Origin of the sequence: Acidovorax sp. 210-6 (assembly GCF_010020825.1) — a bacterium.
Lineage (GTDB): Bacteria > Pseudomonadota > Gammaproteobacteria > Burkholderiales > Burkholderiaceae_C > Simplicispira > Simplicispira sedimenti.
Genome location: NZ_JAACJE010000001.1, coordinates 505,688 through 525,882, shown reverse-complemented (window position 1 = coordinate 525,882; position 20,195 = coordinate 505,688). Strand labels below are relative to the sequence as shown.

The following is a 20,195-nucleotide window of genomic DNA, read 5'->3' as shown; positions in this document are numbered from 1 at the left end:
GTGGCATTGGCTCGTGAAGACGAGGCTCAGCCCAGATGAGCTGTAGTGAACTGGTGAGATATTCAGATGCAAGGCAACGCCCTCTGAGCGAGGCTAGAACATTCAAATAAGCCCACTCCCAATGACGCGTCGGCAGTGGAAATGTGATTCCATTCTCCTGTCTGATCGGGATGTACGGGCTCCGCTCAAGCGAAGGACTCTACCTACGGGTGGAGGATGCGCGCGAGGCGACTCCGGTTTAAGTCTGGAGTCGCCTCTGCAGCGAAAGCTGTCGTCTGGGCATGCATATTCGAATGTCGCCGATTGCGGCCTTTTCGGTCATTCGGCAACATATACCGGTCGCGGTCAGGTCGCATGATTGAACTGCGGTAGGGCCGCTGCGCGTGAATTCTGCGTGGCTTGGAAAAGCGCATGTCGGCAGGGCGCGCTGCGCCAACACCTCACCGCTTCAAGGCAGATTGTCTGATAGCTCAAGTGCAGCAAGGGGGTGCTTGCGAGCAGAGGGTCTCACCTGAACGGCTACGAAATGTTGCATGATCAGCGGATCGCCGCCGCCCCCTTCGCTGGGGCCACAGTCCTACGCACCAGCAACAACTCGAATGACTCCCTCCCAATTTATCGCCCGCTGGCAACACAACAAACTCACCGAACGTGCTGGAGCGCAGGCCCATTTTGATGATCTGTGCGAATTGCTCGGCGTCGACAAGCCGCGCGACCCCGACAACTATTGTTTTGAGCGCGGCGCCAAGAAGTCCAGTGGCAAGGATGGTTGGGCCGATGTTTGGAAGCGCAACCATTTCGCGTGGGAGAACAAGAAGCCGGGCCGCGACCTCGACAAGGCCCTCAAGCAACTCACCGACTATTCACTGCAACTCGAAAGCCCACCGTTGCTCGTGGTGTGCGACCGCGAGCGCATCATCATCCACACCGCCTTTACCGGATACCCAGACGAGCCGCGTGAAATCCGCATCGAAGATCTGGTGGATGACGGCCAGCGGCAAATCCTTAGATGGGTTTTCACCGAGCCGCTGAAGTTGCGGCCCGAAAAGTCCACCGCTGCTGTCACTGAAGAAGCCGCTCATCGTTATGCTGAGCTGGCCGAAACCATGCGCCAACGCGGGGTCAACAGCAACCAGGTTGCGCACTTTTTGGTGCAGTGTCTGTTTTGCATGTTCGCCGAAGACGAAGGGCTGCTGCCGACGAAGATCTTTACGACCTTGCTCGCCGCAGCCAAGAATGACGCGGCCAAGGCCGCAGACCGCATCACTAAGCTGTTCAAGGCGATGCAAGCGCCCGGAGGTGAGTACGGCAACGACGACATCGCATGGTTCAACGGCGGCTTGTTCAAGCACATAGCGGTTCCAGCACTCACCGCTAGCGATCTAGAAACACTGCGCTCTGCCTCCGCCGACATGGACTGGCGCGCGATTGATCCCACAATCTTCGGCACGCTTTTCGAACGTGGCCTGGGTAGCAGCCGCGCGGCTCTGGGCGCGCACTACACCGACACAGGCACCATCGCGAAGCTCGTGGAACCCCTCGTGCGCGATCCGCTGCTGCATGAATGGCATGCAGTGCACGAAAAGATCGCAAAGCTCGCCCCCAGGTTCGGCATGGTGAAAGCGCGCGGCAACAAATTTCGGGCAAATGACGCTCTGAAGCAAGGCCAAGGGCTCTATCAAGGCTTTCTGCTTCGTCTGGCCGAATTTCGGGTTCTGGACCCGGCCTGTGGTAGCGGCAACTTTCTCTATCTGGCACTAAAGGCCCTGCGCGATGTTGAAAAGCGGTCCCAGGTGGAAGCGCAGGAACTGGGTCTTCAGGCCGAGGTCAATTTGCAGACCGGCCCGCACAACATTTTGGGTCTGGAGATCAACGAGTTCGCCGCCGAACTTGCGCGGGTGACGGTATGGATTGGCGACATCCAGTGGTGCCGGCAGAACGGCTGGCAGCACAGCCTGAACCCAATTCTGAAGCCGTTGGATGGCATCGAACACCGGGACGCTCTGCTGAACGCCGATGGCAGCAAAGCCGCGTGGCCCAAGGCAGATGTGATTGTCGGCAACCCTCCGTTCATCGGCAATAAGAGGATGCGCGGCGAACTGACTGGGCCTTACGTGGACGCATTGCGTCAAGCCTATCGAGACCACAACTTGAACGGCGTGGACTTGGTTTGTTTCTGGTTTGAGAAGGCACGCTTGCAGATTGAAGCAGGCGAACTAAAAGCGGCGGGTCTGGTTTCCACGAACTCCATTCGAGGCGGCGCGAACCGCGAGGTTCTCAAACGCATCTTGGAGAAGTCGCGCATCTTTCTAGCGTGGAGCGACGAAGAGTGGTGGGACAACGGCGCGGCTGTGCGGGTCTCCATGACCGGGTTTGGACAAAGCGCGATGCAGCCACAGCTTGATGGGATTGAAGTCGTAGCCATTCACGCAGACCTCACAGCGGACATCGATGTGACGAAGGCACCTAAGTTGCCTGAAAACTTGAATAGGTCATTTCAGGGCGTGACGCCGTCAGCGTCAGTGAGAAGAACGCTGCGAGAAAAGCTCGGCTTGCCGCAAGCCAGCTTTAGCTTGGACGGGCACGAAGCCAGAGAAATGCTGCGAGAGCCCCCCACAGTGAACGGGGAGTCCATGGCCGCCGTTGTTCGTCCCTATTTGGGTGCGGACGACATCACTTCGCGCCCGCTTGACAGATTCACCGTCAATTTCGTGGGCCGCGATGAGAAGTCCGCCGCCAATTTCGATAAGCCGTTTGCGGCCATCTCGAACGTGCGTTTGCATCGGCAGCATACTGATCGCTTCAACGACTTCCAGAAGTATCCGTGGTGGCAGTTCGCTTGGCCTCGACCAGAAATGTTCGCAGCGCTCAACAAGCTGTCGCGCTTCATCTCAATTCCACGTCACGCGAAACACTACCTCTGCGCGTGGACGCACTCTGCTGTCACGCCGGGAGATGCGCTTGTCGTTGTCGCTCGCGATGACGACACCAGCATCGGTATTCTCCAATCCCGTATCCACGAAGTTTGGGCGTTGCGTAGTGGCTCGGCGCTTGAAGACCGGCCGCGTTACACGCACACCACGTGCTTCGAAACGTTCCCATTTCCGGAGGGCTTAACGCCAAACATTCCCGCCGCCGCATACGCCAGCGATAAAAGGGCACAGGCAATCGCAACAGCCGCCAAAGAACTATTCAAGCTGCGCGACCACTACCTCAATCCGCCCGAATGGACCGATTGGACTCTCACGCCAGAAGAACAGGCCGCAGGATTCCCGGCGCGACCCGTAGCCAAGCCGGGACACGAAGACGACCTAAAACAGCGGACACTTACGAACCTCTACAACGTCAGCCCTGCGTGGTTGAACTTGGCGCACGAAGCCTTGGACAAGGCTGTGGCGGATGCATACGGATGGACCGACTTCACCCCGCAATGGACTGATGAAGAAATCCTCGGCCGCTTGCTCGCGTTGAACAAGCAGCGCAGCGCAAAGCCTTGATCGCGTGCATTCCCGAGCGGAAACACGGGGAGGTGTGCGATCAGGCAGGCCATTGCCTAGTGGATGTAGAGGTTTGAAGGGATAACGTCTAAACGTTAGAACGTTCACTTGTCTGAGCTGAGTCGGTCGTGGATGACTGCTATCAGCATTGACTCGGACATCTTGCTCGCGGGCGTCGAACTTCCGCAACCAGCCTCTTGCAGTCATTGCGGCATGTAGGGCCTGCTCGAACCTCAAGAAGTTCTCGCAAAAAAAGAGCGCTCAAAGCTAGCGCTCTTCTTTATATAGCAACAAGTTCTTACCGGGCCGAGGTCAGCTCCGCAAATCTAGCTCTTCTCTACTCGTTGAATTCGGGTTTACGACTTTACCGTTACAAATAACCACCCCGCAAACCCGCATGAATGCTGGTGGCTTGTTTACGACTTTATTTGCGTGTTTACGACTTTAATTACCCAGAATAGCCGGTCATTCGACCGTCACGCTCTTGGCGAGGTTTCGGGGCTTGTCCACATCCGTCCCGCGCGCGCAGGCGGTGTGGTAGGCCAGCAGTTGCAGCGGCAGCACGTGCAGGATGGGTGACAGGGCGCCGTAATGCTCGGGCATGCGAATGACGTGGATGCCCTCACTGCTTTCGATGTGCGTGTCGGCATCGGCCAGCACATAGAGCACGCCGCCGCGGGCGCGCACTTCCTGCATGTTGCTCTTGAGCTTCTCCAGCAGCGCATCGTTCGGTGCCACGGTGACCACGGGCATGCTGCTGGTCACCAGCGCCAGCGGGCCATGCTTGAGTTCGCCAGCCGGGTAGGCCTCGGCGTGGATGTAGCTGATCTCCTTGAGCTTGAGCGCGCCCTCCAGCGCAATGGGGTAGTGCAAGCCCCGGCCCAGGAAGAGTGCGTTTTCCATGCGGGCAAAGTCTTCCGCCCAGCCCATGACTTGCGGCTCCAGCGCCAGCACGGCCTGCAGGGCCACGGGCAGGTGGCGCATGGTCTGGAGGTGTTCAGCCTCTTGCGTTTCACTCAGGCGCCCACGTGACTGCGCCAGGGCCAGCGTCAGCAGGAACAGGCCTGCCAGTTGGGTGGTGAAGGCCTTGGTGCTGGCCACGCCGATTTCGACCCCGGCGCGGGTGATGTAGGCCAGCTCGCACTCGCGCACCATGGCGCTGGTGGCCACGTTGCAGATGGTGAGCGTATGGCGCATGCCCAGGCTTTGGGCGTGGCGCAGCGCGGCCAGGGTGTCGGCGGTTTCGCCGCTCTGGCTGATGACCACGACCAGGGTGCGCGGGTCCGGCACGCTGGTACGGTAGCGGTATTCACTGGCCACCTCCACCTGGGTCGGGATGCCGGCGATGTCCTCCAGCCAGTACTTGGCCGTGCAGCCGCTGTAGTAGCTGGTGCCGCAGGCCAGGATGAGCACGCGGTCGATTTCCTTGAATACGCGCCAGGCGGCGGTGCTCGGCTTGCCGTCCTGGGCCAGGCCATCGAACAGCTCGGGCACGATGCCCTGCACACCTTCGAGCGTGTCGGCAATGGCGCGCGGCTGCTCAAAGATTTCTTTCTGCATGTAGTGCCGATACGGCCCCAGTTCGGCCGCGCCGCTGAAGGCCTGCACGGTGCGCACAGGGCGCTGCGCAGGCGTGAGCGGCGCGCGGTCTTTGCCCACGATCCAGTAGCGGCCCAGTTGCAGGTCCACCAGGTCGCCTTCTTCCAGGTACACGATCTGGTCGGTGACACCCGCCAGGGCCATGGCATCGCTGGCCAGGAAATGCTCGGCACCATCCTGCCCCACGCCCAGGATGAGCGGCGAACCGGCGCGTGCACCCACCACGCGGTGCGGCTCGTCCTTGTGCAACACGGCTATGGCGTAGGCGCCGCGCAGCTCGGCAATGGCCGCCTGTACCGCTTGGAACAAATCACCGTCGTAGTGGCTGTCCACCAGGTGGGCGATGACCTCGGTGTCTGTCTGGCTGGCAAAGACATAGCCACGCGCCTGCAGTTGCGTGCGCAGCTCCTCGTGGTTTTCGATGATGCCGTTGTGCACCAGGGCTACACGGCCGGGGCGCTGCGCGCCATCCGCGGCTGCCTCGGCGCCGGGTCCAACGCTGAAATGCGGGTGCGCGTTGTGCACCGCCGGTGCACCATGCGTGGCCCAGCGCGTGTGGGCAATGCCGGTGGCGCCTTCGATGTGCTCAGTCTGCACCTGCGCCAGCAACTCGGCCACGCGGGCCGTGCTGCGTGCGCGCTGCAAGCCTGCAGGCCGCGCGACATCGGGGCTGGCGGCATGCACCGCCAGGCCGCAGGAGTCGTAGCCGCGGTATTCCAGCCGCTGCAGGCCTTGCACAAGAATGGGAACGATGTTGCGCCGTGATACCGCGCCGACGATGCCGCACATGGTTTTCTCCTGCCTGGTGGAATGCAATGGCGCGATGGTAGGCAGAGAAATGCAAAATTTCAGATTGATTTTCTTTTGTTTTTGAAATTAAATTTCAATCAATCAACCGCATGTAATTTTTCATCAAAAGACTAAACAATATGGAAGAAATGGTCTTGGATGCCGTGGACCTGAAGCTGCTGGACCTGCTGCAGGACGATGCCACGCGCAGCAACCAATGGCTGGCCGAGCAGGTGCATGTGTCACCCCCCACCTGCCTGCGGCGCGTGCGGCGCCTGCACGAATGCGGGCTGATCGAGCGGCAGGTGGCCATTGTCCAGCCCGAGCGGCTGGCTGCCCTGCAAGGGCACGGGCTGGCGTGCATCGTGGAGGTGTCGCTCGACCGCCAGGGCGCCGAGTGGCTGGACGCCTTCGAGGCCCGCGCTGTGCAGGAACCCGGCGTGCAGCAATGCTGGCGCGTGTCACCGGGACCGGACTTTGTGCTCGTGCTGCACACGCACGACATGCCCGCCTACCTGGCGCTGGCGCAGCGCCTGTTCACGGGCGACGCCAATGTGCGCAATGTGAAGGCCTTTTTTGCTACCAAACGAGCAAAATTTTTGACAAAAGTGGCTGTAACGACCGTCAAATAAGCGCAAGCAGCTATTATATTTATAGCATTGCAACAGACCAGCACACACTGACCGTGCAGCCCGCACCAGGCGCCGCCTGCGCGCTCACGGTGCCGCCGTGGCGCTGGGCGATGGCGCGCACGGCCGCCAGGCCGCAACCCACGCCGTCGAACTCGCTTTCGCGGTGCAGGCGCTGGAAGATGCCGAACAGCGCCTGCGCGCGCGCGGGGTCAAATCCCGCGCCGTTGTCCTGTACGCACAAGGTGCAGTGCCCGTCTGCGCCGCATTCGGCGGTCACGCGGATCTGGGCCGGGCTGCGCGCTTGCGTGAACTTGAGCGCATTGCCGATCAGCTCGGCCAACAGTTGACGCAGCAAGGCAGGGTCGCCCTGCACGGTAGGCCAGGGGCCGTCTGCCTGCCACTGCACCGTGCGGTCTGCGCAGCGCGGCGCCAGGGCCTCGCGCACTTCGTGCACCAGCGCCCCCAGGTCCACGGTCTGCGGCGTGAACGGTGCGCGCGCAATGCGCGCCAGTTGCAGCAGGCCGTCGAGCATGCGACCCATGCGGCGGGCAGACTGGTCCATGGTGGCCAGAAATTCCAGCGCCTCCTGGCGGGTGGCTGCGTCCAGGCCAGGCGCCTCCTGCAACAGCTCATGCACCAGCGGGCCGAAGGAGGTGATGTGGCGCAGCGGTGCGCGCAGGTCGTGCGAGACGGCGTGCGTCCAGGCCTGCAGCGCGGCGCCTTGCTCCGCCAGTTGCTGATCGCGCTGCGCCAGCAAGGTGCGCAGTGCGGGGGCGTCGAGTGCGTCGTACCGATCCGCTCCCGGCTCGGGGCACCCGGAAGACTCCGACGGGGCCGATGGCACTGCGCTCATGGCTTGGGCTGCTTGGTGGGGCGCTGCCAGTTCGCAATGGCCACTTGCTTGCCGCGCGCCACAGCCAGGGCGCCTGCAGGCACGTCCTTGGTGATGGTGGAGCCGCCACCCACCGTGGCCCCGGCGCCCAGGGTGACAGGCGCCACCAGCACGCAATTGCTGCCCACATGCACATCGGCCTCGATCACAGTGCGGTGCTTGTTGGCGCCGTCGTAGTTGGCGGTGATGCTGCCCGCGCCGTAGTTCACGCGCTCGCCCACGCTGGCGTCGCCCAGGTAGGCCAGGTGGTTGGCCTTGGCACCATCGGCGAGCTGGGAGTTCTTCACCTCCACGAAGTTACCGATGTGCACCTCGCGCCCCAGCACGGCGCCAGGGCGCAGGCGTGCAAACGGGCCGACGAGCGCGCCCGCGCCCACGCTGGCACCGAGCTTCTCGCCGTCGATGTGGGTGTAGGGGTGGACGACGGCGCCCGCCGCAATGCGCGCATTGGCAATGCAACAGTGCGCGCCCACCTGCACGCCTTCGCCCAGCTCCACGGCGCCGGTGAAGATGCAGCCCACATCGATCTCGACATCCTGCTCGCAGCGCAGCTGGCCGCGCACGCCGGTGCGCGCGTCGTCGCGCAGGTCAAAGCGCGCGGGGTCCATCAGGCGCACGCCCTGCTCCATCAGGGCGCGGGCCTGGCGCAGTTGGTGGGCGCGCTCCAGCTCGGCCAGTTGCAGGGGGCTGTTCACGCCGGCCACCTGCAGCGCATCGTCGATGCGGTGGGCCGCCACCGGAAGCCCGTCGGCCACGGCCATGGCGACGATGTCGGTCAGGTAGTACTCGCCCTGGGCGTTGTGGTTGGTCAGGCGCGCAAGCCAGGGTTTGAGCAGGCGCGCAGGCACGGCCATGATGCCGCTGTAGATCTCATCGATGGCACGCTGGGCTTCGCTCGCGTCCTTGTGCTCGACGATGCCCGCCACCTGCCCTGCGCCATCGCGCAGGATGCGGCCATAGCCCGTGGGGTCGGGCAGGCGCACGGTCAGCAGCGCCAGCTGCCCCCCCGCCTGCGACGCGGCCACCAGCGCGCGCAGTGTGTCGGCTTGGGTCAGCGGAACGTCGCCCGAGAGCACCACTACTGTGCCGTCATCCGCCAGGCAGGGTACGGCCTGCTGCACGGCGTGGCCGGTGCCCAGCTGCGGCTCCTGGCGCACAAACTTCAGGTCATATTGGCCTGCAACGCTCGCCAGTCCTGCGGTAGCCGCTTCAACTTCTGTAGCACCATGACCGGTGATGACGATGGCGCTGCGCGCCTGCAAATGCGCAGCCTGGTCGAGCACGTGGTGCAACAACGGGCGGCCCGCCAGGCGCTGCAGCACCTTGGGCGTGCGGCTTTTCATGCGCGTGCCCTTGCCGGCCGCCATGATGAGGATGTCTATGGGTGTCATGGGATGGTGTGGATGCTAGTGTAGTGTTGCACTCTGATTGGTACTTTCAGCCAGTGGCCAAGGGGTCAGCTGCTAGGCGCAGGGGCGCAGGCATTACGGGTAACGTCAAGCCACTGCAACAACGCAGATGGCCCCTTGGCCACTGGCCCCAAGGGAGCCCCGAAAAAGCTGCCCAGCGTCGTTGCAGCCCTTGGCAAGGGCACCACCATTGCCTGCGCGCTGCGCCTAGCCGGGCAGCTTTTTCGGGGCTCTGAAAGTGCCAATCAGAGTGAAACACTGCACTAGGTGCGGCGCACACCGACGCGCGACCGCGGTGGCCCGGATTATCCGCTGTGCAGTCCCCAGGGAATGCGCCGCACCGCACCCCGGGCGAGCAGCGAAGCCACCCAGGGGCGTGCCAACGCCCATACCGCCAGCCCCAGCAGGCCTTTGGCCAGTCGTCCTGCGGCGTCCAGCAAGACCAGGCCCGCCTGGCCCAGGTCGCGCGCCGGTGCAGCCACGGTCTGCCGCCAATCGAGCGGTGCCACAGCCGCTGCGGGCAGCGCCGCCCACCGCCAAGCCAGCGCCGGCCCACCATCGTGCTGTGGCCAGGCTTCAAGCACGGCGTGGCTGTGGGCAGGCAGCACAACGCACTCCCCTGCGTGCAGCACCATGTCGGTGGAGGGCTGTCCGGCCGCTGACACCGTCAGCCAGGCCCGCCCCTGGACCAGGGTCAAACGGCCACTGCCGCGCGGGTGCAAGGACAGCGCCCGGCCGGGCAGCAAGCCCCAGCTCCCCGCCGGGGGCAGCAGGCTCTGGGAACCGAGGGAAGGGATCGTGTCGCACATGACAGCTCCTTTTGCATCAATGAAGCCACATGATCCGCCGCCAGCGCTTGGCAGTCCAATGAATTGACGCTAGGCTATTGATTCCCTAATCGCATCAATGGCACCATGAGCACCCTTGCATCGGCCAGCCCGGTACTGCGCACCCGCCCCGTGGGGGTGGGCCACTGGCGCGCCTTCCTCTGCGTGGCGCGGCACCTGAACTTTCGGGCTGCGGCCGAGGAACTGGCACTCACCCAGTCGGCGGTGAGCCGCCAGATCCAGGCGCTGGAGGACGAGGTGGGCATCGCCCTCTTCCTGCGCCACACGCGCGCGGTGGAACTGACCAGCGCCGGTGCGCAGTTGCTGCGCACCGTGGGCCCGGCGGTCGAACGCATGGACGCGGCCGTGCGCCAGGTGCGCCAAACGGCGGGGCGCAAGAGCGTGGCGATCACCACCTGGTCGAGCTTTGCGTCGATGTGGCTGATCCCGCGCATGGAGGCCTTCCAGCAGGCGCACCCGGACATCGACATCCGCATCGACGCCAGCGACAGCCACACCGACCTGGACACCGCCGACCTGGACCTGGCGCTGCGCTACAGCGCGCCCGGCCCGCGCGTGCACGGCGGCCAGCGCTTGTTTGGCGAGCAATTGGCCGTGGTGGCCAGCCCGTGGCTGCTGAAAAGCGCAGCGCCGGTGCGCCAGAGCAGCGATCTGGAGCAGTTCACCCTGATCGAGGCCGGGGACGCGCACCGCAGCACGCACCTGCAATGGCTGTCATGGCGGCGCTGGTTCGACGCGCAGGGATGCCCGCTGCTGCAGCCCCAGCGCTGGCTCTATTTCAACTACGCGCACCAGATCGTGCAGGCCGCCCTGGCCGGCCAGGGCCTGGCCCTGGCGCGCCTGCCACTGGTGGCCGATGCGCTGGCCAGTGGTGACCTGGTGGAGGTGCTGCCGGGCACGCGGCTGGACTCGCCACTGGCCTATTGGCTGCTGCTGGGCCCGCGCAGCCGCCAGCGCCCGGAGGCTCAGGCTTTTACGGCCTGGCTGCGCCAGGAGGCTGGCGCCACGCGCCGTTTTCTGGGCGAGGGCTCTGAAGACGCCGATCAGGCGTAACGCTTGTTGCGCAGGTTCTCTTTCATCTGCTGCAGGATGGGCTGCAGCGAACTGCCGATGCGCAAGGCCACGCAGGTCACCAGCACATCGATGATGAGCAGGTGCAGAAGGCGCGAAACCATGGGGCTGTAGCGGTCGTAGCCCTCGGGATGATCGGCCGAGAGGTGGATGAGGCACGCGCTGGCCAGGGGCGAGCCACTGGCTGTGATGGCGATGGTGGTGGCGCCGTTCTTGCGCGCAATGTCGGCCGCGTCCATCAGGTCGCGCGTGCGGCCCGAGTTGGAGATGATCACCAGGCAGTCGCCCGGCCCCAGCAGCGTGGCACTCATCACCTGCATGTGGCCGTCACTGGTGGCGTTGCAGGTCACGCCCAGGCGGAAGAACTTGTGCTGCGCGTCCTGGGCCACGATACCCGAGTTGCCCGCACCGTAGAACTCGATGCGCTTGCCCATCTTCCAGGTGTCGGCAATGGCGCTGGCCGCGCACTCTATGGCCACGGTGCTGGCGGCGTTGCGGTACTGCAGGAAGGCTGCCACGGCGTTGTCCACCACCTTCACCAGCACGTCGCCGGTCTTGTCGTCGGCGTCCACACTGCGGTGGATGAAGGGCACGCCCTCGCTCACGCTGCCCGCGAGCTTGAGCTTGAAGTCGGCCAGCCCGTCGTAGCCCATGCTGCGGCAAAAGCGCACCACGGTGGGTTTGCTGACATGGGCGCGCTCGGCCAGTTCGCGCACGGGCAGACGGGCAAAGGCGCGTGGGTCTTGCAGTACCAGTTTCCCCACACGCTGCTCGGCCGGGGCCAGAGAGGGCAGGGAGGCGGTGATTCGATCCAGCATGGTGTTGGTAGGGGTGTGCGGGCACTTGTGAATGTAACGCCGTTTCATGGCAACCCTGCGCCAGAGGGAGGCATACACTTGAGGGTTGCGCAGCGCCCGCAGCGGCGCCACACAAACCCTCGAGGATTTGCATGAACCAGCTCGAAGCACTCAAACAGTTCACCACCGTGGTGGCCGACACCGGCGACTTCCGCCAACTGGCCCAGTTCCAGCCGCGCGACGCCACCACCAACCCTTCGCTGATCCTCAAGGCCGTGCAAAAGCCCGAATACGCGCCGCTGCTGCAGTCCACCGTGCAGCGCTGGAAGGGCCGCCCCATGGACGAAGTCATCGACCGCCTGCTGGTGCGCTTCGGCGGCGAGATCCTCTCCACCATTCCGGGCCGTGTGTCCACCGAGGTCGATGCGCGGCTGAGCTTCGACACCAGCGCCACCGTGTCGCGGGCCGAGCGCATCATCGAGCTGTACCAGGCCGAGGGCATCCACATCGACCGCGTGCTCATCAAGATCGCCGCCACCTGGGAAGGCATCGAGGCCGCACGCAAGCTCGAGAGCAAGGGCATCCACACCAACCTCACACTGCTGTTCTCTTTTGTGCAGGCAGTAGCCTGTGGCCAGGCCAAGGTACAGCTCATCTCGCCCTTTGTCGGCCGCATCTACGACTGGTACAAAAAACAGGCGGGCGCAAGCTGGGATGAGGCCGCCATGGCCGGTGCCAACGACCCCGGCGTGCAGTCGGTGCGTCGCATCTTCAACCACTACAAGCGCTTTGGCGTGGCGACCGAGGTCATGGGTGCGAGCTTCCGCAACGTGGGCCAGATCATCGCGCTGGCGGGCTGCGATCTGCTGACCATTGCGCCCGAGCTGCTGGCGCAACTGGCACAGTCCGACGCACCGGTGGCCCGCGCTCTGGACGCAGAGGCCGCACGCTCCATGGACCTGCCCGCGGTGCAGTACGACGAAGCGGGCTTTCGCTATGGACTCAACGAAGACGCCATGGCCACGGAGAAACTGGCCGAGGGCATCCGCGCGTTTGCGGTGGACACAGTCAAGCTCGAACAGATCATCCTGGCGGCCTGAAGCCACAGACACCCCGGCGGGGCGCACGCGCCCTAGTTACACTTGAGCATCGCGCCCGCGCGGCGGGCCACAGGATACCGATTCATGCATTCAGTCGTCATCAGCGGCACGGGTCTTTACCAGCCGCCCCACACCATCACCAACGCCGAGCTGGTGGAATCCTTCAACCGCTACGTGGACCTGCAGAACGCCCAGCATGCCACCGAGATTGCCGCAGGCACGCGCGAGCCGCTGCAGCACTCCAGCGTGGAGTTCATCGAGAAGGCATCGGGCATCAAACAGCGTTATGTGCTCGAAAAATCCGGCATCCTCGACCCGACACGCATGTACCCGCGCTTGCAGGAGCGGCCTGACGACCAACTCTCGCTGATGGGCGAGCTCGCCGTTGCCGCGTCCCAGCAGGCGCTGCAGCAGGCGGGCAAGACCGGCGCCGACATCGACGCCGTGCTGTGTGCGGCCTCCAACATGCAGCGCGCCTACCCCGCCATGGCCGTGGAAATCCAGCAGGCCCTGGGTGCAGGCGGCTATGGCTTCGACATGAACGTCGCCTGCTCGTCGGCCACTTTTGCCATTGAGCAGGCCGTCAACGCCGTACGCACGGGCAGTGCGAAGTGCGTTCTGGTGGTCAACCCCGAGATCACCTCGGGCCACCAGGCCTGGAACGACCGCGACTGCCACTTCATCTTTGGCGACGTCTGCACGGCAGTGATCGTCGAACGCGCCGACACGGCCACCACCGCCGACGCCTGGGAGGTGCTGGGCACGCGCCTGGCAACCCAGTTCTCCAACAACATCCGCAACAACTTCGGCTTTCTCAATCGCAGCGAGGACAGTGACCCGAACGCACGCGACAAGACCTTCCGCCAGGAAGGCCGCAAGGTGTTCAAGGAGGTGGTGCCCATCGCCGCCGCCCACATCGAAGGCCACCTGAGCGACCTGGGCCACGCACCCAGCGCCGTGCGCCGCTACTGGCTGCACCAAGCCAACCAAGGCATGAACCAGCTCGTCATAAAGAAGCTGGCGGGCGACGCCAGCGCCGATCTGGCGCCACTGATTCTGGATGAGTTCGCCAACACCGCCTCGGCGGGTTCCATCATCGCCTTCCACAAGCACCGCGCCGACCTGGCAGCAGGCGATGTGGGCGTGATCTGCTCCTTTGGTGCTGGTTACTCGGTGGGCAGCGTCGTGCTGCGCAAGCGCTAACCCCACAGACTCCATGGCCGCCGCCTTTCCACGGTGCGACGAAACGCCGCAGTGGGCGCAACTGCGTGCGCACCATGCGGCGCAGGGGGCGCACTTTGATTTGCGCCATGCCTTTGCCGAAGACACGCAGCGCTTTGCGCATTTCAGCCAAGAGGCACCCCAGGTATTTGCCGACCTGTCCAAAAACCTGTGGGACCAAAAGACTGAAGCCCTGCTGCTGGACATGGCAAGCGCCTGCGGCCTGGCGCAGCGGCGCGACGCCATGCTGGCGGGGCAGCGCATCAACACCACCGAGAACCGGCCCGTACTGCACACCCTGTTGCGCCGCCCTGCCGGGCTAGAGCTGCCGGGTGACGAGCCCTGGTTGCCCCAGGCACTGCAGCAGGTGCACACCACGCTGCAGGCCATGCTCGACTGCGCCGAGGCGCTGCGCAACGACCCCACCATCACCGATGTGGTGAACATCGGCATCGGCGGCTCGGACCTGGGGCCGCAAATGGCGGTGCTGGCGTTGGAGCAGTTCCGCGTTCCGGGCAAGCGCTTTCATTTCGTCTCCAACATCGATGGCCACGAGCTCAAGCGCGTGCTGCGTGCGGTACGGCCCGAAAGCACGGTCTTCCTGGTGGCCTCCAAAACCTTCACCACGCCGGAGACCATGACCAATGCCCGCTCGGCGCTCGACTGGTTTGTGGCCCAGGGAGGGCAGGATGTGGCGCGGCACTTTGTGGCGCTGACCTGCAACGTGGAGGCGGCGCGCCAATGGGGCATCACCACCACCTTCGGGTTCTGGGACTGGGTCGGCGGACGCTATTCGCTCTGGTCGGCCATCGGCATGCCCATCGCCATCGCGATCGGAGCCGAGGGTTTTCGCATGCTGCTGGCGGGTGCGCATGCCATGGACGAGCATTTCCGCACCGCGCCACTGACCACCAACCTACCGGTGCGCCTGGCACTGCTGGATGTCTGGTACCGCAACTTCCTGGGTTTTTCCAGCCGCTGTATCGCCCCGTACCACGCGGGCCTGCGCCGCCTGGCGGCGCATTGGCAACAACTGGAAATGGAAAGCAACGGCAAGCGTGTGGACCAAACAGGGCGCACCCTGCCCTTTGCGACCTCACCGGTACTCTGGGGTGAGCCTGGGAGCAACGGGCAGCATGCCTTTTTTCAGATGTTGCACCAGGGCACCGACGTGCTGCCGCTGGAAATCGTGGCGGTGCGCCAATCGGCACACGGCCTGCCCGGTCACCACGAGATGCTGCTAGCCAACGCCCTGGCGCAAGCCCAGGCATTGATGCTGGGCCGCGCCAGCGACTGCGGGCACCGCCATTTCCCGGGCAACCGCCCCAGCACCTTTTTGTTGCTCGACGCGCTCACACCCACATCGCTGGGAGCACTGATCGCTCTGCAAGAGCACCGGGTGTTTGTGAGCGGCGCACTGTGGGGCATCAACAGTTTTGACCAGTGGGGCGTGGAGCTGGGCAAGGTGCTGGCCAACGACCTGCAACAGCGTTTGGCCAGTGGCAACGTCGAGGGGCTGGACGCCTCGACCGCCGGCATGCTGTGCCGCCTGCGGCAGGATGGCTCCCACTGACACGCGCGGTGTCTGGACCAGAGAAACCCACCAACCGCGTTCAGGTCGTGGAGCGGTAGATACGCGCCGCCGAGCCCGCCTGCCCATAGGTAGGGGCCGGTTCGGCAGGAGGCAGGATGGAAGCGGCCTGCCGATCCACCAACGCCCCCAGGCGAGCAAGCTGCTCACGCTGCATGGCAAGCTGATTGCTCACCGCCTGCATGCGTGGCCGCAAGGCCTCGGGCCAGGGCTGGCCTTGCAAGCCACGGCTTGCCTGGATCAAGGCGTCCAGGTCTCTGCGCAGCTGCGCGCTGGATTGCTCCGCCGCCAAAGCATCGGCCGCCACAAGGGCGGCCGACATCTTTGCGAGTTGCTGTTCAACGGCTTGGAGCGCGGCTTCGGGCGTCATGGGCTGGAGTGTAGTGCCAGCAGGGCCTCCGTGGTACAGAAGGTTGCATCCCTGCAAGGCGTTGCCGCCGTGACCCATTCCATGGGCCGCCAAACGCTCAAATCTTGGTGCGCGAGAGGAATTCCTGGCTGTTCGCCAGCATTTTGTCGGCCACGACCTCGGCATCGACCTTGAACGTGCCGTTTTCGATGGCAGCGCGCACGGCCTTGACCTTGCCGGCGTCAAAATCGCCCTGCACCCGGGCTGCATTGTCCAAACCCTGGGCCGCCTTGGACAGCGTGACGGGCACGCCGGCCGACGCCACTGCGGCAGCAGCCGCTGCGCTGCCTGCAGGTGCCGCACCTGTGCTGGCAGCTGGCACGGCCTTGGCTTGGCTTTTGGCCGCCGCACCGGGCGAGAGACCGCCCGGCATTTCCGGTGTTTGTCCTATTTTCATCGCTTGCTCCTAGGGCTCTGGCAACACAGGGCCCGGTAGCAATGTTTTCGACCCGCTGGACGCAGACTTTAGCGGTATTTCCCAAAAAACACCTAGAGTTGGGCGCTTATCGTCCCATCATCGAGCACAATTCCCTGAATTATTCTTCCATTCGTCATTCTGACGCGCACAGTTTGGCCCACGGCCCCGGCAGACATGGCCTGCCCCGCCGCCGTGATGGCAAAGCCGGGTCCCTGCGCTTGCACCCGTACCTGGGCGCCATGGGTGAACAATTGCGGCGCCTTGACCATGGATTGGCGCAAGGCCTGCCCTGCCTGCAGCGGCTGTGCCGCCACCTGCCCCACCCACAGCGCGGGGTCGGCGAGCACGGGGGAGTGCGAAGCCGCCCAATCGACTTCGGCCTGGACGGCATCGGCAGCCGTCAACACTGCCCCCGAAGCCACATTGCCCGCCAGCACCCACGCCGGGCCGTAGGCCTTGACCGTGACGGGAAGGAACACATTCCAGCGGGTGGCACCCTCCGCACAACGCAACCCCAGGCGTGTGCGGCCCCACAGCCGGCCTCCGGTGGGCAAATAGGGCTCTGCGCGCGCACAGGGCGCCAGGCGCAAATGGGGATCCAGCGAACCGACGGTGACTTCCAAGCGCAGGGGGGATGTTTCGGCCAGCCCGCTGCTGCGCAAGGCTTCGTCGGCCCAGCGTTGCGCGACCTGGCTCCAATCCATCTGGGCGTGGGCCTGCACTCCCGTCAAAGCCAAGGCCATGAGACACAGCACGCGGGCCGCCAGGCGGTACAGCGCCACCGGCGGGAGGGTCTGGAAAGGAACAATGGAACGTTGCATGGCGGCTCTCCCGCAGTGGCTTGCGCGGCCCGCGCAGTGCGGCCGTACGTGGGGAATCGTCGAAGCCCGGTCACCGGCTGCGCTGTGCCTCGAACACTGATGAGCACTTTAGGCCCGATGAGGGCCGACGAAGCGGCAAATTGCGCACCCATCACCACGTTCTTCGGGCTTTAGAAAAGTGGGGGCATTTCCATAATCAGCCCATGCCGGAAGTCCGCCTGGACACTCCGGCGCCGTGCAATCCGTGGTGCGAGGTCCCCATGCTAGACAAGATGACGAACCGGCTCGATTTCCAAGGCAAGGCCCTGGTGCTGCGTGCCGAGCGCCAGCGCGTCATTGCCAGCAACATCGCCAACGCCGATACCCCAGGCTACGTGGGCCGGGACATGAAATTCAGCGAGGCGTTGCGCGCAGCCACAGGAACCGAACCCAAGACCATGGCAACCACAGGTGGAACGCCCGCCGCTGCCGACGCGCGGCACTTTGCCCTCTCGTCCACCCTGCCCAGCAGCCAGAACGGCAAGCTCGGTTACACGGTGCAAACCCAGCCCTCGCTGGACCAGAACACCGTGGACATGGACCGAGAACGCGCCAATTTTGTGGACAACGCCGTGCGCTACGAGGCCACGCTGCGTTTCTTCAACGGACAGGCCAAGACCATGCTCAGCGCCATCACCGGCCAGTGATGACAGCAGAAAGCGAAATTCATCATGTCGATGTTCTCCATCTTCAACGTCTCGGGCAGCGCGGTCAGCGCGCAGTCCCAACGCCTCAACGTGGTCGCCAGCAACCTGGCCAACGTCGATGCCGTGGCCGGCCCCGACGGTAGGGCCTACAAGGCGCGCCAGGTGGTTTTCCAAACCCAGCCCATGGGACCGGACAACGCCGCCGGGGTGCGCGTATCCGCCATCAAGGAAAGCGAAACCCCTGGGCGCCGCGTGCACGACCCCAGCCACCCGGCTGCCGACGAGGAAGGCTACGTGACCCACTCCAACGTCAATGCCGTGGACGAGATGGTCAACATGATCTCGGCCTCGCGCTCGTACCAGAACAACGTCGAGGTCATGAACACGGCCAAGTCGCTGCTGCTCAAGACACTGCAGATCGGCCAGTAATTTCGGGAGACACACCATGTTCATGACCCCCATTGACACCAGCGCGCTGGATGCCGGCAGAACCACCACGGCGGCCCAATCCAACAACGCCTCGGACGCTGCCCAGTCACAGGACCGTTTTCTCAAGCTCCTGGTTGCGCAGCTCAACAACCAGGACCCGATGAACCCGCTGGACAACGCGCAGATGACCTCGCAGATCGCGCAGATCAACACGGTCACCGGCATCCAGCAGCTCAACGACACCGTCAAGGGCATGATGAACCAGTTTGCCGCCCAGCAATTGATGCAGGCCGGCAGCATGGTGGGACGCCAGGTGCTGGTGGAGGGGAACACCCTGGCCATCGACAGCACCACCGACAAGGCGGGCGGCGTCTTCGACCTGGCCGGCTCTGCCGCCTCGGTCACCGTGCAGGTGCTGGACCCCAATGGCAAGCAGGTGGGCACCGTGGAAATGGGCCCGCTCAAGGCCGGGCGCTACAACTTCGACTGGGACACCTCGGACTATGAAGGCGCCACCCCGCTGCGCTTCAAGGTGGTGGCGGCCAATGGCGAGACGGCGGTGGCTTCCACCGCACTGATGCGCGACAAGGTCAGCGCCGTCAGCATGGACAACGGCACCCTGTACCTGCAACTCGAAGGCGGCGGCACCGCCAACTACAACGGCATCAAGGCCATTCTGTAATTACTGCGAAGGAGCTTCCACCATGGCATTCCAGCACGGCCTCTCGGGCCTCAACGCCGCCAGCAAGAACCTGGACGTGATCGGCCACAACATCGCCAACGCCAATACCACCGGTTTCAAGGCCTCACGTGCCGAGTTCGCCGACATGGTGGCCTCCGCCATCGGCGGCGCGGGCGGCAGCAACGTGGGCATTGGCGTGCAGGTGGCTGCCGTGGCGCAGCAGTTCTCGCAAGGCAACCTCACGGTCACCGGCAACACGCTGGACGTGGCCATCAACGGCAGCGGCTTTTTCATGCTGCAGCAGCCCGATGGCTCCTCGGCCTACACCCGCGCGGGCAACTTCAAGCTCGACAAGGACGGCGACCTCAAAACCAACAGCGGCGCGCGGGTGCTGGGCTATCCGATCGATCCGGCCACCGGACTGCGCACGGCCACCGTCCCAGGCCCGCTGAACTTCCCATCGTCCCAGCCGATTGCGGCCAAGCAGACCACCACCGTCACGGCCGCCTTCAACCTGGACGCGCGCGCCTACGACGCTGCCGGCGTGGCCGCCACCCCCGGCCCACCACCCACACCGGCCATTCCACCCACGCCCCGTCCCACCTATGGCACCTCGATCAATGTGTTCGACAGCCAGGGCGTGGCCGTCCCCGTGACCCTGTACTTCCAGAAGACGGCCACGGACAACGAGTGGGAGGTGTACGACTCGCTCGACACCGCGGCAACCCCAGTGGGCACCATCACCTTTGACAACAACGGTGCCATCACCGGCCCCGTGGCCCCCGCGCCCGCCACGGGCTTTGGGCTGACGCTATCGGTGGACCCGTCGCCGCCCAACCCCAACAACCTGCCGGCCTTCAACGTGCTGGTGCAGCTGGACGACGTGACCCAGTTTGGCAGCAAGTTTGCCGTGTCCGACCTGAGCCAGGACGGCTATGCCTCGGGCGAGCTCACGGGCATCAACATCGAAGCCAGCGGCATGATCATGGCGCGCTACTCCAACGGCATGACGCGTGCCGAAGGCCAGGTGGCGCTGGCCAACTTCCGCAACCCGCAGGGCCTGATGGCCGTGGGCAACAACAACTGGGTCGAGACCTTCGAGTCGGGCCAGCCCGTCATGGGCACCCCCACCGATGGCAACTTCGGCGCCCTGCGCTCGGGTGCGCTGGAGGACTCCAACGTGGACCTCACGGCCGAGTTGGTCAACATGATGACGGCGCAGCGCACCTACCAGGCCAATGCGCAAACCATCAAGACCCAGGACCAGGTGATGTCCACCCTGGTGAATTTGCGCTGAGCACGTC

At 64.5% G+C, this 20,195-nt stretch carries 18 protein-coding genes; 10 read left to right on the top strand and 8 right to left on the bottom strand.

The window, feature by feature from the left end:
- Positions 1-599: 599 nt before the first annotated feature.
- Complete coding sequence (locus GWK50_RS02495; protein ID WP_162015145.1) at positions 600-3,497, top strand: DNA methyltransferase; 2,898 nt, start codon at positions 600-602, stop codon at positions 3,495-3,497.
- A 465-nt stretch (positions 3,498-3,962) separates the two neighbouring features.
- On the opposite strand, the gene glmS is transcribed toward GWK50_RS02495, so the two are convergent.
- The gene (glmS, locus tag GWK50_RS02490) at positions 3,963-5,885 is read right to left on the bottom strand and encodes a glutamine--fructose-6-phosphate transaminase (isomerizing) (RefSeq protein ID WP_162015144.1); all 1,923 of its coding nucleotides are present in this window, start codon (positions 5,883-5,885) and stop codon (positions 3,963-3,965) included.
- Positions 5,886-6,025: 140 nt separating this feature from the next.
- On the opposite strand from glmS, the gene GWK50_RS02485 reads away from it, so the two are divergent.
- A complete protein-coding gene (locus GWK50_RS02485) occupies positions 6,026-6,517 on the top strand; it encodes an Lrp/AsnC family transcriptional regulator (RefSeq protein WP_162015143.1) in 492 nt (163 codons plus the stop codon).
- A 19-nt stretch (positions 6,518-6,536) separates the two neighbouring features.
- Here the strand turns inward: GWK50_RS02485 and GWK50_RS02480 are convergent, their stop codons facing one another.
- From GWK50_RS02480 to GWK50_RS02470, 3 genes are all read right to left on the bottom strand, one after another.
- A complete protein-coding gene (locus GWK50_RS02480) occupies positions 6,537-7,370 on the bottom strand; it encodes an ATP-binding protein (protein WP_162015142.1) in 834 nt (277 codons plus the stop codon).
- Entirely contained in the window at positions 7,367-8,800 is a 1,434-nt protein-coding gene (gene glmU, locus GWK50_RS02475; protein ID WP_162015141.1) for a bifunctional UDP-N-acetylglucosamine diphosphorylase/glucosamine-1-phosphate N-acetyltransferase GlmU, read from the bottom strand. The genes GWK50_RS02480 and glmU overlap by 4 nt, the downstream gene beginning before the upstream one ends.
- A gap of 323 nt (positions 8,801-9,123) precedes the next feature.
- Complete coding sequence (locus GWK50_RS02470) at positions 9,124-9,627, bottom strand: DUF2917 domain-containing protein (protein WP_162015140.1); 504 nt, start codon at positions 9,625-9,627, stop codon at positions 9,124-9,126.
- A gap of 105 nt (positions 9,628-9,732) precedes the next feature.
- Between GWK50_RS02470 and GWK50_RS02465 the strand changes: the two genes are divergently transcribed.
- Positions 9,733-10,719 (top strand): LysR substrate-binding domain-containing protein, encoded by a 987-nt coding sequence (locus tag GWK50_RS02465; RefSeq protein ID WP_162015139.1) that lies wholly within the window; start codon positions 9,733-9,735, stop codon positions 10,717-10,719.
- Here the strand turns inward: GWK50_RS02465 and GWK50_RS02460 are convergent.
- Positions 10,710-11,555: an SIS domain-containing protein gene (locus GWK50_RS02460; RefSeq protein ID WP_162015138.1), complete on the bottom strand. Its 846-nt coding sequence runs from the start codon at positions 11,553-11,555 to the stop codon at positions 10,710-10,712. The genes GWK50_RS02465 and GWK50_RS02460 overlap by 10 nt on opposite strands.
- 131 nt (positions 11,556-11,686) lie before the next feature.
- Here GWK50_RS02460 and tal point away from each other — a divergent pair, with 131 nt between their 5' ends.
- The 3 genes from tal (at position 11,687) to pgi (ending at position 15,428) form a co-directional block, all read left to right on the top strand.
- The gene (tal, locus tag GWK50_RS02455) at positions 11,687-12,634 is read left to right on the top strand and encodes a transaldolase (RefSeq protein WP_162015137.1); all 948 of its coding nucleotides are present in this window, start codon (positions 11,687-11,689) and stop codon (positions 12,632-12,634) included.
- A gap of 84 nt (positions 12,635-12,718) precedes the next feature.
- Positions 12,719-13,837, top strand: coding sequence for a beta-ketoacyl-ACP synthase III (locus tag GWK50_RS02450; protein WP_162015136.1), 1,119 nt, complete (start codon positions 12,719-12,721; stop codon positions 13,835-13,837).
- A 13-nt stretch (positions 13,838-13,850) separates the two neighbouring features.
- Positions 13,851-15,428, top strand: a complete 1,578-nt coding sequence (gene pgi, locus GWK50_RS02445) for a glucose-6-phosphate isomerase (RefSeq protein WP_162015135.1) — start codon at positions 13,851-13,853, stop codon at positions 15,426-15,428.
- Between the two features lie 40 nt (positions 15,429-15,468).
- On the opposite strand, the gene GWK50_RS02440 is transcribed toward pgi, so the two are convergent.
- The 3 genes from GWK50_RS02440 to flgA form a co-directional block, all read right to left on the bottom strand.
- The gene (locus GWK50_RS02440) at positions 15,469-15,816 is read right to left on the bottom strand and encodes a hypothetical protein (RefSeq protein WP_162015134.1); all 348 of its coding nucleotides are present in this window, start codon (positions 15,814-15,816) and stop codon (positions 15,469-15,471) included.
- Between the two features lie 97 nt (positions 15,817-15,913).
- Complete coding sequence (gene flgM, locus GWK50_RS02435) at positions 15,914-16,252, bottom strand: flagellar biosynthesis anti-sigma factor FlgM (protein ID WP_162015133.1); 339 nt, start codon at positions 16,250-16,252, stop codon at positions 15,914-15,916.
- A 92-nt stretch (positions 16,253-16,344) separates the two neighbouring features.
- A complete protein-coding gene (flgA, locus tag GWK50_RS02430) occupies positions 16,345-17,016 on the bottom strand; it encodes a flagellar basal body P-ring formation chaperone FlgA (RefSeq protein ID WP_242455442.1) in 672 nt (223 codons plus the stop codon).
- 338 nt (positions 17,017-17,354) lie between these two features.
- On the opposite strand from flgA, the gene flgB reads away from it, so the two are divergent.
- The 4 genes from flgB to flgE are packed head-to-tail and all read left to right on the top strand — an operon-like array spanning position 17,355 to position 20,188.
- The gene (gene flgB, locus GWK50_RS02425) at positions 17,355-17,780 is read left to right on the top strand and encodes a flagellar basal body rod protein FlgB (protein WP_162015131.1); all 426 of its coding nucleotides are present in this window, start codon (positions 17,355-17,357) and stop codon (positions 17,778-17,780) included.
- A gap of 24 nt (positions 17,781-17,804) precedes the next feature.
- Positions 17,805-18,209, top strand: coding sequence for a flagellar basal body rod protein FlgC (flgC, locus tag GWK50_RS02420; RefSeq protein WP_162015130.1), 405 nt, complete (start codon positions 17,805-17,807; stop codon positions 18,207-18,209).
- Between the two features lie 16 nt (positions 18,210-18,225).
- Positions 18,226-18,891: a flagellar hook capping FlgD N-terminal domain-containing protein gene (locus GWK50_RS02415; protein WP_162015129.1), complete on the top strand. Its 666-nt coding sequence runs from the start codon at positions 18,226-18,228 to the stop codon at positions 18,889-18,891.
- 22 nt (positions 18,892-18,913) lie between these two features.
- Positions 18,914-20,188, top strand: a complete 1,275-nt coding sequence (gene flgE, locus GWK50_RS02410) for a flagellar hook protein FlgE (RefSeq protein ID WP_162015128.1) — start codon at positions 18,914-18,916, stop codon at positions 20,186-20,188.
- Positions 20,189-20,195: the final 7 nt, after the last annotated feature.